17 protein-coding genes are annotated in these 13,743 nt (G+C 68.4%); 6 read left to right on the forward strand and 11 right to left on the reverse strand.

Features of this window, described 5'->3' with window-relative positions:
• Positions 1–63 precede the first annotated feature (63 nt).
• A complete protein-coding gene (locus AC1Q6V_RS11040; RefSeq protein WP_454750279.1) occupies positions 64–984 on the forward strand; it encodes a LysR family transcriptional regulator in 921 nt (306 codons plus the stop codon).
• 11 nt (positions 985–995) lie between these two features.
• Here AC1Q6V_RS11040 and AC1Q6V_RS11045 read toward each other — a convergent pair whose 3' ends face one another.
• Positions 996–2,024, reverse strand: a complete 1,029-nt coding sequence (locus AC1Q6V_RS11045; protein ID WP_231881463.1) for an AraC family transcriptional regulator — start codon at positions 2,022–2,024, stop codon at positions 996–998.
• Between the two features lie 434 nt (positions 2,025–2,458).
• On the opposite strand from AC1Q6V_RS11045, the gene AC1Q6V_RS11050 reads away from it, so the two are divergent.
• On the forward strand, positions 2,459–3,073 hold the full coding sequence (locus tag AC1Q6V_RS11050; protein ID WP_231881462.1) for a hypothetical protein: 615 nt from the start codon (positions 2,459–2,461) through the stop codon (positions 3,071–3,073).
• A gap of 75 nt (positions 3,074–3,148) precedes the next feature.
• On the opposite strand, the gene AC1Q6V_RS11055 is transcribed toward AC1Q6V_RS11050, so the two are convergent.
• Positions 3,149–3,457 (reverse strand): H-NS histone family protein, encoded by a 309-nt coding sequence (locus AC1Q6V_RS11055; RefSeq protein ID WP_010810880.1) that lies wholly within the window; start codon positions 3,455–3,457, stop codon positions 3,149–3,151.
• Positions 3,458–3,740: 283 nt separating this feature from the next.
• On the opposite strand from AC1Q6V_RS11055, the gene AC1Q6V_RS11060 reads away from it, so the two are divergent.
• Positions 3,741–4,151 carry a VOC family protein gene (locus tag AC1Q6V_RS11060; RefSeq protein ID WP_010810881.1) on the forward strand — a complete coding sequence of 137 codons (411 nt, stop codon included), beginning with the start codon at positions 3,741–3,743 and terminating at the stop codon, positions 4,149–4,151.
• Between the two features lie 180 nt (positions 4,152–4,331).
• Here the strand turns inward: AC1Q6V_RS11060 and AC1Q6V_RS11065 are convergent, their stop codons facing one another.
• Positions 4,332–5,726 (reverse strand): NCS2 family permease, encoded by a 1,395-nt coding sequence (locus tag AC1Q6V_RS11065; RefSeq protein WP_011617740.1) that lies wholly within the window; start codon positions 5,724–5,726, stop codon positions 4,332–4,334.
• 466 nt (positions 5,727–6,192) lie between these two features.
• On the opposite strand from AC1Q6V_RS11065, the gene AC1Q6V_RS11070 reads away from it, so the two are divergent.
• Complete coding sequence (locus tag AC1Q6V_RS11070) at positions 6,193–6,399, forward strand: hypothetical protein (protein ID WP_010810883.1); 207 nt, start codon at positions 6,193–6,195, stop codon at positions 6,397–6,399.
• 14 nt (positions 6,400–6,413) lie between these two features.
• Here the strand turns inward: AC1Q6V_RS11070 and AC1Q6V_RS11075 are convergent, their stop codons facing one another.
• Both AC1Q6V_RS11075 and AC1Q6V_RS11080 read right to left on the reverse strand, forming a co-directional pair.
• A complete protein-coding gene (locus tag AC1Q6V_RS11075; protein ID WP_454751037.1) occupies positions 6,414–7,037 on the reverse strand; it encodes an N-acetyltransferase in 624 nt (207 codons plus the stop codon).
• Positions 7,038–7,204: 167 nt separating this feature from the next.
• Positions 7,205–7,390, reverse strand: a complete 186-nt coding sequence (locus AC1Q6V_RS11080; protein ID WP_010810885.1) for a hypothetical protein — start codon at positions 7,388–7,390, stop codon at positions 7,205–7,207.
• Positions 7,391–7,613: 223 nt separating this feature from the next.
• Between AC1Q6V_RS11080 and AC1Q6V_RS11085 the strand changes: the two genes are divergently transcribed.
• The gene (locus tag AC1Q6V_RS11085; protein ID WP_454751038.1) at positions 7,614–8,771 is read left to right on the forward strand and encodes a beta propeller repeat protein; all 1,158 of its coding nucleotides are present in this window, start codon (positions 7,614–7,616) and stop codon (positions 8,769–8,771) included.
• 27 nt (positions 8,772–8,798) lie between these two features.
• A complete protein-coding gene (locus tag AC1Q6V_RS11090) occupies positions 8,799–9,059 on the forward strand; it encodes a MoaD/ThiS family protein (RefSeq protein WP_010810887.1) in 261 nt (86 codons plus the stop codon).
• Positions 9,060–9,067: 8 nt separating this feature from the next.
• Here the strand turns inward: AC1Q6V_RS11090 and AC1Q6V_RS11095 are convergent, their stop codons facing one another.
• From AC1Q6V_RS11095 to AC1Q6V_RS11120, 6 genes are read right to left on the reverse strand one after another with little or no spacing between them, the layout of a single operon-like run.
• Complete coding sequence (locus AC1Q6V_RS11095; protein WP_454751039.1) at positions 9,068–9,331, reverse strand: gamma-butyrobetaine hydroxylase-like domain-containing protein; 264 nt, start codon at positions 9,329–9,331, stop codon at positions 9,068–9,070.
• 8 nt (positions 9,332–9,339) lie between these two features.
• Positions 9,340–10,338: a HEAT repeat domain-containing protein gene (locus AC1Q6V_RS11100; protein ID WP_010810889.1), complete on the reverse strand. Its 999-nt coding sequence runs from the start codon at positions 10,336–10,338 to the stop codon at positions 9,340–9,342.
• 24 nt (positions 10,339–10,362) lie between these two features.
• Positions 10,363–11,169: an ABC transporter ATP-binding protein gene (locus AC1Q6V_RS11105; protein WP_011617736.1), complete on the reverse strand. Its 807-nt coding sequence runs from the start codon at positions 11,167–11,169 to the stop codon at positions 10,363–10,365.
• Positions 11,166–12,011: an ABC transporter permease gene (locus AC1Q6V_RS11110; RefSeq protein WP_492344474.1), complete on the reverse strand. Its 846-nt coding sequence runs from the start codon at positions 12,009–12,011 to the stop codon at positions 11,166–11,168. The genes AC1Q6V_RS11105 and AC1Q6V_RS11110 overlap by 4 nt, the downstream gene beginning before the upstream one ends.
• Before the next feature lie 14 nt (positions 12,012–12,025).
• Positions 12,026–13,447, reverse strand: coding sequence for an ABC transporter substrate-binding protein (locus AC1Q6V_RS11115; RefSeq protein ID WP_058697312.1), 1,422 nt, complete (start codon positions 13,445–13,447; stop codon positions 12,026–12,028).
• 40 nt (positions 13,448–13,487) lie between these two features.
• Positions 13,488–13,733, reverse strand: a complete 246-nt coding sequence (locus tag AC1Q6V_RS11120; RefSeq protein WP_010810893.1) for a 4Fe-4S dicluster domain-containing protein — start codon at positions 13,731–13,733, stop codon at positions 13,488–13,490.
• Between the last annotated feature and the right edge of the window lie 10 nt (positions 13,734–13,743).

Genomic DNA, 13,743 nt, shown 5'->3' on the forward strand with positions numbered 1-13,743 from the left:
CCTTTCCGTCTTCAGTAAAAACCGGCATGATCCATAATCAGTTTCAATGGAATCTTGAAAATCATGGACCGGATCGGCGATATCGGCCTGTTCCTGCGCGTGCTCGACCTGGGTTCGATCAGCGCCGCGGCACGCAGCCTGGACCTGTCGGTGGCGGTGGCCAGCCAGCGGCTGCAGCGGCTGGAGCGTGAACTGGGCGTGCGCCTGCTGCATCGCACCACGCGGCGGCTGCACGCCACCCCGGAAGGCGCGGTGCTGGCCGAGCAGGGGCGTGCGCTGGTGGCCGACCTGGAAGCGCTGGGCACCTCGTTGCGGCAGGCCGGCACCGGGGTATCGGGCACGCTGCGGGTGACCACGTCGTCCTCGTTCGGGCGGCTCTATATCTCGCCGCTGTTGCCGGAATTCCTGGCGCTGCATCCCGGCCTGACGCTCAGCGTCAACCTGACCGACAACGTGCTGGACCTGGTCAGCGCGGGTTTCGACCTGGCCATCCGCATCGGTGCGCTGGACGATTCGACGCTGGTCGCGCGGCGGCTGGCCAATAACCGGCGGCTGCTGTGTGCCGCGCCGGACTACCTGCGCCGGCGCGGCACGCCGCGCACCCCGCAGGACCTGGCGCGGCACGATTGCCTGGTGCTGGTGGGCAGCCAGGGCCGGCAGGATGTCTGGCGCCTGGGCGACGGCGCCGGCGGGGAGATTGCCGTGCGCGTGCGCGGCCGGATCGAGGCCAATACCGGCGAGCTGTTGTCCGATGCGGCGCTGGCGGGCTTTGGCATCGCCCTGCATTCCACCTGGCATGTCTGCGCCGACCTGCGCGCCGGGCGGCTGGTGCAGGTGCTGCCCGATTACCCGCTCGCCGACACCGGCATCTACGCCGTGATGCCGCAGCGGCGGCTGGTGCCCCCGCGCGTGCGCGCCTTTGTCGATTTCCTGGCCGGGCGCTTCGGCGACACCCCGCCGTGGGAGCAACCCCACGGCGGGTGAGCCGGCCTGCCCTACGCGGGTGGAGGCGCCGCCGCGCGCCGGTAGTCGCCCGGGGTCATGCCGGTCCAGCGGCGGAAGGCGCGGAAGAACGAGTTGGCATCGTCAAAGCCGAGCCGGAACGCGATTTCTCCGAGCGACATCGCGCCTCCGGCCAGGTAGCCGCCAGCCAGCTCGCGGCGCGCCTCTTCACACAGCGTGCGGAAACTCGTGCCCGCCGCCATCAGCCGGCGCTGCAGCGTGCGCTCGCTGATGTCCAGGTGGCGTGCCACCGCGGCCAGGCTGAGGGCGCGGTCGCCGGCCAGCGCCTGCAGGGCCGCGCGCACGTCGTCCAGCGACGCGGACGCCGGCCGCGCTTCGCGCGCGGCATGGCCCGCGCCCGCGCCGGCCGGTCCGCTGCGCACGCGGGCAGCCAGGCGCAAGGCCAGGTCGCGGCGGCCGAACACGATGGCGTCTTCGGGCTCGCCAAAGCGCACCGGGCAGTCGAATGCCTCGGTATAGCGCAGGTGCCAGTCCGGCTGGCCGATGCGCAGCGACACCCGCAGCGGATGCAGCGGCTTGCGCGTGAACTGGCGCCCGAAGGCCAGCAGCGAGCACAGCTCCATGTCGATGCGCGGTCGGGTGTCGGGCGCCTCGGGATCGCTCGGGCGGATACAGACCCAGGCTTCGTCGCCCTGGCGGCGCAGTTCGATGCGGTCGCCGGCGAGCAGCTTCTGGTAGCGCGCGATGCGCCGCAGCGCGGTGCCCAGCGACGGCCCGGCCATGGCCGTCAGGCCCGCCAGCCCGAGCAGGTCGGTCTGCATCCGGCTGCCCAGCCACAGGCCGATGGTTGGATCGCCGGTGGCACGGTAGACCGCGCAGAGCACGTGGCAGGCCTGTTGCGGGCCGGCCGCCGGCATGGCGGGCCTGAGGTCGCTGGGGTCGGAGTCGGTATCGGATTCCGGGGCAGGCGCGAGTCCCGATACGTCGTAGCCGCCGTCACGCAGTGCGTGCAGCAGGTCACGAGGCAACGGCCCGGCCTGGATAGGCTCTTGTTGTGTCATTGTCATTATCTGGCTGGCAAGTTGGCGCAAGTGCGCCAGTGCAGCCCCCGGTAACACTGAGATTACGCGGTGCCGGTGCCCCCTTCAAGGGAGTGCGGGGGGATGAAGTGTGGCCTGGGCAGCGCAACGGCGTGCTGGCGGCGGGGGTGCCGCACCGTTGCCGGGTTCCGGGGCGCCTGCAACCCGTTGCCTAAAATTTGGGCGCTCCGGTGGGTTGCCGCACAGACCGGGGCTTTCGGGGAATGTAGGGCCAGGATATCCACAGATTCTGTGGATATCACACGCAGGTTTTCAACATGGGTTTATGCGGCTGCCGCCAAGCGCCGGATGCAGGTATGCTGGTTGGTTTGAGGGCGCGGCGTGTTGCCTGGCCGCGCCGTCATCGTGTGGCATCCCTGTCGGATTTGCCGCCATCGTGCCGCCAACGTCCGCTGTTGGCCCAATCGTTCTACCTGCCCGCCGCCATGCGCCATGACCGGTCGTCCGCAGTCCTGCCTCGTCTTGCCTTGTTGCCGATGCTTGCCGCCGCCGTGGCGCTGTCCGGCTGCGTGGCGCAATACCGGGTGCCTGCCGGCGCCCCGGCCGCCAGCGTGCGGCTGCTGACCAGCACCGACGACAACACTTCGTTCACCGTGGTCGATCCGGCCAAATGCCCGGTGCCCGCGCGGCCGCTGGTGCTGGCGGGAACCGGCAGGCAGTTGTCTGCGATGGGACGGGACCGGAGCCTGGACATGGCCGGGCGCTCGCCCGAGCCGCCGGCGCGCACGCGCGAGCGGCTGGTGGAGGCGGGCCGGCGCATCTACGTGGCGGTGACCTCGGCCGCGGCGCCGCCGCTGCCCGAGCTGCGTTGCGCGGCGGGCGTGTCATTCGTGCCGGTTGCCGGCGGCCAGTATGAGATCCGCTACCAGCGGGACGAAACCGCGAGCCAGTGCTCGGCGCAGGTATTGCGCATGCAGCCGCTGGCCGGTGGCGGCGCGCGCCTGACGGCGGAGCCGACCCAGCAGGGCTTCAGGGCGCTGCGCAAGGAGTATGTCTGCCAGGCGCAGTGACGCGCCCGGCAGGCCGATGGCACCATCGATTGAAGCGGGCGCGTGAGACGGGCGCGCGCTGGCCGCGCTGGCGGCTTACTGCTCGATCAGGAAACGCTCCGGGCGCTTGCCCAGCCATGCCGGCGCGCGGCCGCGGCCCGACCAGGTCTTGCCGGTCTTGGGGTCCATGTACTTCGGCGGCAAGGCGGATGCGGGCTTCTTGGCACTCGAACCAGCCGGGCGGCCACGCTTGCGGCGCGGCAGGATGTCTTCGGCGGTCAGGCCGTATTCAGTCATCAGGTCCCGGATTTTGTCGATCACGCCGGCGACTTCCGTCGCACGCACTTCATTCAGCTTGGCTTCCAGCGCTTCCTTCTCAGCCAGGAGTTGCTTGTATGTCGCCATTTATATCCCCTTTCTGCAAATAGGCCGCTGCATGGTACTAGAAGTGTGGTGTCGGTTCACCTAAAAAAATTTTACAAAAAATAACGGAGATTGCACGGACTGATTGTTTGCTGGCCTGAATTGACGGTCGCACAGCCCACGATGCAGCCGGTATTGGGCTGGGCATCGCCCGTTTTGCCCGCATTTAAGGACAATGAAAATACGCACGCCCCCGGCCTTTAGCGCCTAGACTGCTTGTCTGCGCCCGGCGCAGCCCCCTCTGACACGACTACCGGAGCCCCTGATGAGCCAGCAGATTTTTGTCAATTTGCCCGTCCGCGACCTGCAAAAGTCGATTGCCTTCTTTACGCAGTTGGGTTTTTCCTTCAATCCGCAATTTACCGACGACACTGCCACCTGCATGATCGTCGGCGAAAACATTTTCGTGATGCTGCTGACCGAAGCCAAGTTCCGCAGCTTCTCGCCCAATGAAATCTGCGATGCACGGAAATCGACCGAGGTGCTGGTTTGCCTGTCGATGGAAACCCGCGCGCGCGTGGATGAAATGGTCAATGCCGCGGTCGCGGCGGGTGGCAATACCTACAAGCCGCCGATGGATTTGGGATTCATGTACGGGCATGGATTCCAGGATCCCGATGGCCATGTCTGGGAACTGGTGTACATGGATGTGGCGGCAATGCAGGCCGGGCAATGAAGGCGATTTAGCGAAACGCCATTCGCCAAGCGCGGGACCTTTCAGGCAAGCCACCAAAAAAACAGCCCGGGAAAGCAGGAAGCCCGGGCTTGAAATCCACCTGGATCACGGTGGAGGAGACATCTGGTTGTCAGCGTCCCGGGCGTGGCGCCCGGGACGCGGCAGTAGCTTTCGGCAGGATCAGATGGCCCAGCCCCCGGCATAGAACGCAGCCAGCACGACCGCGATGGCCACCGTGCCGACATTGAGCTTGCGCCATTCGCCAGCCACCACGCGGCCCACCACCAGGGTGCAGAAGCCCAGCATGATGCCGGTCACGATATTGCAGGTCAGCACGATGAACACGGCGCAGACCAGGCCAGCCATCGCGTCGACCAGGTCGTCCATGTGCAGGCGGCTCACGCTCGACAGCATCAGCAGGCCCACGTACATCAGCGCGGGCGCGGTGGCGTACGACGGCACCAGCCCGGCCAGCGGCGAGAAGAACATCACCGCAACGAACAGCAGGCCCACCACCACGGCGGTCAGGCCGGTCTTGGCGCCGGCCGCAACGCCGACGGTCGACTCGATGTAGGCTGCAGCCGGAGCGCCGCCGAACATCCCCGAGAAGATCGAGCTGACCGAATCCGCGGTCAGCGCGCGCCCGCCATTGTGGATATGGCCGGCAGCGTTGAGCTGGCCGGCTTGTCCGGCGACCGCGCGGATCGTGCCGGTGGCATCGAACACCGCGGTCATCACCAGGGCCAGCACGCTCGGCAGCACTGCTGCCGTCAGCGCGCCGCGCACGTCCATGGCGCCGATCAGCGATTCATGGCCGGGTGCGCTCAGCGACGGCAGCGCGAACACGCCGGTGAACTTCACCGCCGGGTCGAAGGCCAGGCCCAGCGCGGAGATCGCGATGATCACCAGCAGGATGCCGCCCGGCACCTTGCGGCGCTCCAGGCCGAAGATCGCGGCCAGGCCCAGCACCGACATCACCACCGGGAACGAGGTGATCTTGCCCAGTGACACCGGCAGGCCGGGGTGAGCGTTCTTGACCACCAGGCCGACTTCATTCGAGGCGATCAACAGCAGGAACAGGCCGATGCCGATGCCGGTGCCGTGCGCCACGCCGGCGGGCAGGTTGCGCAGGATCCAGGAGCGCACGCCGGTGACGGAGATCGCGGTGAAGATCACGCCCATCAGGAACACGGCGCCGAGCGCGACCGCCGGCGACAGGCCCTGCCCCAGCACCAGCCCGAAGGCCATGAATGCGGTCAGCGAGATGGCGCAGCCGATGGCGATCGGCAGCTTGGCCCACAGGCCCATCAGCAGGGAGCCGAAGGCGGTGGTCAGGCACACCGCGACAAAGACCGCGCTGGTGTCGAAGCCGGCCTTGCCCAGCATGCCGGGAACGACAAAGACGGCGTAGACCATCGCCATGAAGGTGGTCACCCCGGCGACCACTTCCTTGCGCTGGGTGCTGCCGCGCGCGGTGATCTCGAAAAACGCGTCGATCCGGCTCCGGACTTCGGGGACTTGGGGGCGTGCAGCATCGGCTTCCGTCGCGGACGACGGATAGGGCTGTTCGATCATGATGAGCTGTCTCCTTGCGGGCGCTGCAACGTCCGTCGTACGGACTGTCGTCAGGCGTGTCTCACGTGGTTCTGGTCTGGGCTGGAGGCGCAAACCTGGCCAACCCGCTGTTATCGGTGTGCCGCTTGTCGGTGCCTCTGCGGGCGCGATCCGGGCAAGGCTGAAGGCTAGGTGACCACGCGCCATGCATCATCACCGGCAGGCAATGCGCGGCATGTGCATCGAGGAATATCGAATGTGACGATTGGGCACCTTGGATTGCCGGATTGGCATCAGGTGGCGCGTGCGGCAGGCGGCCATTATCACGCACCCCATATACGGCCTATAGGTACAGACCCGGATGATTCAGGCGCAACTTCTCTATACTAGGGATAACCCTGAGCTGCCTCCCGATCCGGGCCGAACCACGGCTGGATGTGCTTCGTGAGGCGCACCAACTTCCATCCAACCGGAAAGGATATTCGCCATGCAAGTACTCGCCGACACCCTCTATCGCCAGCCCGCCCAAGCCAAGGCATCGAAGCCCGCCGCCCAGCCGGCACGCGATGTTGCCTACTACGCCCGCGTGGGCGGCGGCCAATCGCTGGCCGCGCGGGTGCGCGCCTACTTTGCCCAGGGCTGGACCCTGTACGTAGCCAACGCACGCGAGGCCGCGCCGATCCGCTGGCTGTAAGCGGGCGCGCTGCCTCAGTACATGCCGGTGCGGGCCATGAACGTGTCCAGGGTCCAGCCGCGCCCGAGCAGCAGCATGCGCGTATGCAGGCCCTCACGCACTGGCGCGTCGACGGCCTGGCCCAGCCAGGTCAGCGTCTCGTGGCGCAAGTCCACATAGCCCATCGGGTAATCGGCGGCCAGCACCTGCCATAGGGCGTTGGCGCCGGCCGACTGGCGCGCCCCGCTCAGCAGGCACAGCCCGCCATCCAGCGCCCAGCGGTACAGCGCCCGAGCCAGGCCGCGGCGCTGGTAAGCGGGCGCAAACTTTGTGTGCGGCGCCTGTACCCATGGGTCGGCCCGGCGGCCGACCTCGATCAGCCGGTTGAAGACGGTATAACCGGCCAGCCGGCGCTGCATCACATCTTCCACATACACGTAGTACTCGCCGTCGGCCTCGCGATAGCGCAGGCGCAGGCCTGGCGCGCCCGCGGGCAGCGCCGGCATCGCATGCAGGCAGTCGCCGGGTTGGCCGATGCGGTCGTGCAGGGCACCCAGCTCGCGCTCGATATCGCCCGGCGCGAGCTCAACGTCGATGCGCAGTTCGAGCGCGCGCGGCAGGGCCGGCGCCGGCAGGCGCAGGGCATGGAAATTCACCATGGCAAGACTCCACTGGGGCTCAGGGATTGAGGATCAGGTAGAGGGCGGCAAGCGCCACCATGGCGCAGAAGGTATGGCGGTAGAGCGGGGACATGTCTGGCTTTCTCCTGGCTGCATGATCAAGCGGGTGCCGGATGGCATCCGCGACATGGGCCGTGCGGGAAAGCTCAGGACTGGAGGGTGGCGCCCCGAGCTGCCCGCACGGCCAGGAAAAGCACGGCGCGGCGGACCTGGGCGTACGCGTGGAAGCGGTCGGCCAGGTCGATGGCGGCGCCCGGGCGCTGCGCGGCGCGCACGCCTGCCGCCGGCAGGGCCGGGCGGTTCAGGGTGGCGAAGCGGACAGTGCGAAGCATGGGTGTCGGGGCGCGAAAGCATCGGGGAACATTGCTTATGCCACACTTCGCGCGCAATGTCCAGGCAAGTTGCGGGCTTCCGCTTTTAACTCCGTGCTACTTCGTAATCATGGTGGCTGTGGCCGGCCTGCCGGCCACAGCTCTGCCATCTTTAATTGTGAACACTGTCTACATGTACTAGACTCAGGAAGCATCGTTCACCGGCCTTCTTGCAGGAGCCAAGATGACGACTTCCCCCACACCCGAAACCGACACCGGCCCCGTCAGGCTGCTGGTGGCCACCACCAAGGGCGCCTGGTTCCTGACCAGCGACGCCGCGCGCCGCAGCTGGCAGATCGAGGGCCCGACGTTCCTCGGCCATACCATCCACCATATCGTGCAGGACCCGCGCGACCCGTCGCGCATGCTGATGGCGGCGCGCACCGGCCACCTGGGCCCGACCGTGTTCCGCTCCACCGACGGCGGCCGCAACTGGACCGAAGCCGCGCGCCCGCCCGCCTTCGACAAGGCCCCGGAGGGCGAGACCGGCCGCGTCGTCGACCACGTGTTCTGGCTCACGCCCGGCCATGCCAGCGAGCCCGGCACCTGGTATGCCGGCACCTCGCCGCAGGGCCTGTTCCTCAGCGCCGACCACGGCGTGACCTGGGAGCCGGTATCAGGCTTCAACGACCACCCGAACTGGCGCACCTGGACCGGCGGCGAGCAGGACGGCACGCCCGACGGCCCCAAGATGCATTCCGTGCTGGTCGATCCGCGCGACGCGCGCCACCTGTATATCGGCATGTCCAGCGGCGGCGTGTTCGAGAGCACCGACGGCGGCGCGGACTGGAAGCCGCTGAACCGCGGCAGCCTCGCCACCTTCCTGCCCGATCCCAATCCCGAGTACGGCCAGGATCCGCACTGCATGCTGCAGCATCCCGCCGACCCGGACATCCTGTACCAGCAGAACCATTGCGGCATCTACCGCATGGACCGCCGCGAAGGCGTGTGGAAACGCATCGGCGAAGCCATGCCGGCGGAAGTGGGCGATATCGGCTTCCCCATCGTCGCCCACCGCCGCGATCCGCGCACGGTCTGGGTGTTCCCGATGGATGGCAGCGACGTCTGGCCGCGCGTCAGCCCGGGCGGCCGCCCGGCAGCGTATGTCACGCGCGATGCCGGCGAAACCTGGCAGCGCCAGGACCGCGGCCTGCCCGCCGAACAAGGCTGGTTCACGGTCAAGCGCCAGGCCATGGCCACCGACGGCCACGCGCCGGTGGGCGTGTACTTCGGCACCACCGGCGGCGAGATCTGGGCCAGTGCCGATGAAGGCGAGGGCTGGCAATGCATCGCCCGCAACCTGCCGCAGGTCTACGCGGTTACCGTGGCGCGCCCTGCCTGAATGCCATCAGCCGACCGGAGAACTTCCATGCAGGTCCGTATCGCGACGCCGCTCTTCTCCTATACCGGACAGCGCGAATACGTCGAGGCCCGTGGCGCCAGCATCGCCGAGCTGCTCGACGACCTTGACCGCCAGTTCCCCGGCATGCGCTTTCGCATCGTCGATGAGCAGGGCAAGCTGCGGCCGTATATCCGCGTCTTCGTCAACCGCACGCAGCTGATGCGGCTGGACGCGCCATTGAAGGAAACCGACGAGGTGCATATCCTGCAGGCGCTGGCGGGCGGGTAAGCGCCCGGCTACAGCGCCTGCAGGTACGGCCACGGGTAGATGCCGCGGTCGTGCCCGTCGCTGAACACGATCTGCACGCCATAGCCCATTTCGCCGAGGGCGACGATTTGCGTGTCGCCCGGCCCGGCCTCCGAGGGCTTGCCGCGGCAGGCGGCGCAACGGCAGGCTGCGCGCAAGCGGCCCGGGTCCAGCGACTGGCACTGGCCGTCTGGCCAGCAGACGCGCAGCGCGCCGTTGGCGCGGGAGAGCTCCAGGCGCGTGGGTACGACCATGCCGCCGCTCATGCATGAGCCTCCGGCGCGCCGATCTGCGCCAGCGCAATGCGTACGGCCTTGCGTACCTCCGGATCGGCATCGTCGGCGGCCGAGGCAAGGGCCGGCACGGCTGCCGCATCCCGCAGGCTCCCCAGCGACAGCGCGGCCTCCTTGCGCAGGTTGCTGATGGCGTGGGCCAGCTGCATCGTCAGCGGCACCAGCGCCGCGCGGTCACGCAGCTTGCCGAGAGCCCTGGCGGCCTGCAGGCGGACCTGCCAGTAGCGGTCTTCCAGCGCGTCGATCAACGGGCCCACGGCTTCAGGGAATTTCAGTTTTCCCAGCGTCTGCGCGGCTTCTTCCCGCACCTGCCAGGCGCCGTCGCGCAGGGCCGCCAGCAACGCATCGCGCGCCGACGGGTCGGCAGCCAGGCCGAGCGCGCCGGCGGCGGCGCGCCTGACGTCGGTATCGGCATCGCTGGTCGCAGCTTGTGCCAGCGCGGGCAGGGCTTCGCTGCGCCTGAGCCAGCCCAGCACGGCCACGGCTTCGCGGCGCACCGGGGCGGCCGCGTCGGACAGGGCCGCCATGGCCGCATCGAAGCCGGCCGCATAGCGCAGCTCGCGCAGGCCGCGCCACGCGGCCGCCCGGACAAAGGGATCGCCGTGCGTGACCCACGGCAGCAAGGCGGCACCGGAGGCGGGCGCCTTCAGTTCCGACAATCCCTGTGCTGCCGCTTCGGCCACTTCGCGGCTGGGGTCGGCCAGTGCCGCGGCCAGCGCCGGGACGACCGCTTCCTGTTCCCAGCTGGCCAGCGTGCGCGCGGCTTCCGCGCGCACGGATTCGGCAGGGTCCGATTGCAGGCGCTGCAGCAGCAGCGGCACGCCGTCTTCATCCTCCAGGTCGGCAAGTTGCAGCACGGCCACGCGTCGCACCGCGGGGTCGGGGTCGGCCAGGCGCAGCGTCAGCGCGCCGATGGAGGGATCGAGATCAAACAGGGATTCGTCAGGCAGGGTGGAAGCTTGCGGCATGGATGGCAGTCAGGTCGATAGCGGTCAGGCGGCGGTCGCGAGCGCGCTGGCCTGGGTGTGGTCGTGCAGCAGGTCGCGGCAGCGGCGCTTGAGCCGGATGAAATCGTCATCGGTCATCAACTCGGCGCGGCGGGGCCGCTCGAAGGGGATAGCGATATCTTCAAGGATGCGTCCGGGCCGTGGCGACATCACCAGCACGCGGTCGGCCAGGAACAGCGCCTCGTCGATGTCATGGGTGACGAAGACCACGGTGGTGCGCATCCGCGCCCAGACCTCGAGCAGCAGGGCTTGCATATGGGCGCGGGTCTGCGCGTCGAGCGCACCGAAGGGCTCGTCCATCAGCAGCACGCGCGGCCGGTTGATCAGCACGCGCGCAATCTCCGCGCGCTGCTGCATGCCGCCGGAAAGCTGGGCGGGGTAGCGCTGCGCGAAGCCGCCCAGGCCGACCAGGTCCAGCAGGGCCTGCGCCTCGCGCTTGCGCTCGGCGGTGGGCACGCCCTGCATCTTCAGGCCGAAGGCGACGTTGTCGAGCACGCGCTTCCACGGGAACAGCGAGTGCTGCTGGAACACCAGCCCGCGCTCCGGCGCGGGGCCGCGCACCGGCGCCCCGTCGAGCAGGATCTCGCCCGCCGCCGCCGGCAGGTGTCCGGCGATGGCGCCCAGCAGCGTGGACTTGCCGCAGCCCGACGGCCCCAGGATGCAGACGAACTGCCCGGCGGGAATGTCGATGGATAGCTGGTGCACGGCGGTGAAGGCGGCATCGCCCTGGCCCAGCGCCACATCCAGGCCGCGCACCTGCAGGTGGCCCGCGCGGATCGGTTGGCTCGTCATGCGCGCACCTGCTGCAGGCGGGTCCACGGCATCAGCCACGCGCCGAGGCGCTTGATCAGCGCGCTGCTGCCCATGCCGAAGGCACCGATCAGGAGCATGCCGACGACGATGTCCGCATAGTTCTGCAGGTTGTAGGCCTGCCACGTGTAGTAGCCGATGCCGTACTGGCCGGCGATCATCTCGGCGGTGACCAGGCAGAACCAGGACGTGCCCATGCCGATCGCCAGCCCGGTGACGATACTCGGCAGCGCCGCGGGCAGCAGCACCTCGGGGAAGACGGTCCAGCGGCGCGCGCCCAGGCTGCGCGCCGTGGCGACCAGGCGCGGGTCGGTGCGCTCCACGCCGTGGATGGTGTTGAGCAGGATCGGGAACAGCGCCCCGATGAAGGTGATGAAGATCATGCTCAGCTCCGAAGACGGGAACATCAGGATTGCCAGCGGAATCCACGCCACGCCGGGGATCGGGCGCAGCACCTCCAGCGGTGGCAGCAGCAGGTCTTCCAGCCAGCGCGAGCGGCCGATCGCCATGCCGAGCACGATGCCAGCCACGGCCGCCGCGCCAAAGCCGGCAAACACGCGGTACAGGCTGTTGCTCAGGTGCAGCACCAGCTTGGGTGACTGCAGCAGTTGCCAGGCCGCCGGAACCACGTCGCTGGGCGCGGGCACATTGGCGAAGGTGACGAGGCCGAGGTGGGCCCGGTGGGACGAGGCCAGCTGCCACAGCACGATGCAGCTGGCCAGCGCGGCCAGGCGCACCAGCCAGCGTGCCAGCCGCACGCGTGCCGCGCCCGGCGCGGCCGGTGCCACCGGGGGCGCCCCCGCTTCAAGGCTGATCGAGGTCATGGGCGCGCTCCGCGTCAGTTGCTGGCCACGGCGACCGCGGCGCCGCTGACTGCGGCAAAGTCCCGCACATTGCCACCATTGGCCTTTGCCCAGCCATCCGCTGAGCCCTTGAGCAGGAAGGCGCTCACCTGCCCCTTGCCGTCCTGCACGTACCACGCCTTGCTGGCCAGCAGCTTCAGGCCGGTATTGCGGTCATGCACATACAGCACGCGCGCCTGCTTGCCCTCTTTTGCAGCCTGCCTGAGCGCGGCGAATGCTGCAGCCGGCGAGGCATAGGCGCGCACCCTGGACTCGCCCCGCAGCCACAGCTGCGCGGCCAGCTTCGGTTCGGCGATGGGTTTGCCGCTGCCCGCGTCCTTCGCCGCGAGGGGCTGTTTGTCGTAGGACTTCAGGCGCGCTTCATAGTCCAGCCCCTCCAGCCTGAAGGCTTCGCGGATGTAGCGCTCGTCGATCACGGTGTCGGCGCTGAGGTCGGCATCGGTGCGCTTGAGCAGCTTCAGCGTCTCGATCGAGGTCTGCAGCGCCTGGCGGTACTCCGGCTTCCAGGTGTAGTCGCGGTTCTGCAGGCCGAGCGGGCCATGGAACAGGTAGTCCACCTCGGCGTCGATGCCGGTCACCCGGGCAATCAGCTCGCTGTATTTCTCGGGCTCCGCCGCCATCAGGCGGTCGGCCTCGATCGCGGCGCGCAGGTAGGCCACCACGATCTCCGGGTACTTCTGCGCGTATTCCGCGTTCACCAGCGCGCCGTGGAAGGTGGGGGCCTCGGCCTGGGCGCCGTCATAGATCTTGCGGGCAAAGCCGCGGAAGACAAAGAGCTCGGGGAAGGGCACGAAGTTGGCATGGCCGTCCACCTTGTGTGCCTGCAGCGCCGAGCCGCCGACCTCGGGCGACTGCGACACCAGGGTCACGTCCTTGTCCGGGTCCCAGCCCTGGCGCTTGATCGCGCGCAGCAGCATGCCGTGCGCGGTGGAGCCGAACGGCACCGAGATGGTCTTGCCCCTGAGTTCCGCCAGCGACTGGACCGGCGAATCCGCCGGCACCACGATGCCGTTGCCGGTGCCGATCGCGTTGCCCGACAGCGGCGCGATGAACAGGCTCTTCTTGCCGGCCTTCTGGAAGGCCGCGGCATTGAGCGAGCCGGGGAAGTCCGCCATGGCGCCGATATCCAGCTTGTCGGCCACCATCTCGTTGGTCAGCGGCGGGCCGGAGGTGAAGTTCTTCCATTGCACGTCGTAGGTGACGTCCTTGTACTTGCCGGTGCGCGGCAGGTACTTGTCGAGCAGCTTCAGTTCGCGGATCAGCAGGCCGCCGGTGGCGCAGTTGATGGTGGTGTCCTGCGTGCCGATGGCAACGCGGATGGTTTCGGCACTGGCCGTGCCGGCCAGGCTGGCGGCGGCCAGTGCCAGGAGCAGGTGGATGCTGGTGGAGGCTTTCATGGGGTTATCTCTGTGGTGCTGTTGTCATGAAGCGGGGCAATCAACGCAGCAGGTACGGGATCTCGACCCTGACCGCGCCCGTCGGGCAATCCTTCTCGCAGGGCATGCAGTACCAGCACTCGTCGAACTGCATGAATGCCTTGCCTTTGGTCAGGTCGATGGCCAGCAGGTCCATCGGGCAGACATCGACGCAGACCGTGCAGCCCTTGTCGGCAATGCACTTGTCTTCATCGATGGTGACCGGCGCGCTGCTGCGCTGGGCGATCTCATGCGGGGTGTAGGCCATGGCGTGGGTT

Source organism: Cupriavidus sp. GW823-FHT07B10, from assembly GCF_058794355.1.

Bases quoted from the DNA above. Each gene is read 5' to 3' on its own strand.
- AC1Q6V_RS11040 (WP_454750279.1), top strand. From the start codon at position 64: ATGGACCGGATCGGCGATATCGGCCTGTTCCTGCGCGTGCTCGACCTG.
- AC1Q6V_RS11045 (WP_231881463.1), bottom strand. From the start codon at position 2,024: ATGACACAACAAGAGCCTATCCAGGCCGGGCCGTTGCCTCGTGACCTG.
- AC1Q6V_RS11055 (WP_010810880.1), bottom strand. From the start codon at position 3,457: ATGGCGACATACAAGCAACTCCTGGCTGAGAAGGAAGCGCTGGAAGCC.
- AC1Q6V_RS11060 (WP_010810881.1), top strand. From the start codon at position 3,741: ATGAGCCAGCAGATTTTTGTCAATTTGCCCGTCCGCGACCTGCAAAAG.
- AC1Q6V_RS11065 (WP_011617740.1), bottom strand. From the start codon at position 5,726: ATGATCGAACAGCCCTATCCGTCGTCCGCGACGGAAGCCGATGCTGCA.
- AC1Q6V_RS11070 (WP_010810883.1), top strand. From the start codon at position 6,193: ATGCAAGTACTCGCCGACACCCTCTATCGCCAGCCCGCCCAAGCCAAG.
- AC1Q6V_RS11075 (WP_454751037.1), bottom strand. From the start codon at position 7,037: ATGGTGAATTTCCATGCCCTGCGCCTGCCGGCGCCGGCCCTGCCGCGC.
- AC1Q6V_RS11080 (WP_010810885.1), bottom strand. From the start codon at position 7,390: ATGCTTCGCACTGTCCGCTTCGCCACCCTGAACCGCCCGGCCCTGCCG.
- AC1Q6V_RS11085 (WP_454751038.1), top strand. From the start codon at position 7,614: ATGACGACTTCCCCCACACCCGAAACCGACACCGGCCCCGTCAGGCTG.
- AC1Q6V_RS11090 (WP_010810887.1), top strand. From the start codon at position 8,799: ATGCAGGTCCGTATCGCGACGCCGCTCTTCTCCTATACCGGACAGCGC.
- AC1Q6V_RS11095 (WP_454751039.1), bottom strand. From the start codon at position 9,331: ATGGTCGTACCCACGCGCCTGGAGCTCTCCCGCGCCAACGGCGCGCTG.
- AC1Q6V_RS11100 (WP_010810889.1), bottom strand. From the start codon at position 10,338: ATGCCGCAAGCTTCCACCCTGCCTGACGAATCCCTGTTTGATCTCGAT.
- AC1Q6V_RS11105 (WP_011617736.1), bottom strand. From the start codon at position 11,169: ATGACGAGCCAACCGATCCGCGCGGGCCACCTGCAGGTGCGCGGCCTG.
- AC1Q6V_RS11110 (WP_492344474.1), bottom strand. From the start codon at position 12,011: ATGACCTCGATCAGCCTTGAAGCGGGGGCGCCCCCGGTGGCACCGGCC.
- AC1Q6V_RS11115 (WP_058697312.1), bottom strand. From the start codon at position 13,447: ATGAAAGCCTCCACCAGCATCCACCTGCTCCTGGCACTGGCCGCCGCC.
- AC1Q6V_RS11120 (WP_010810893.1), bottom strand. From the start codon at position 13,733: ATGGCCTACACCCCGCATGAGATCGCCCAGCGCAGCAGCGCGCCGGTC.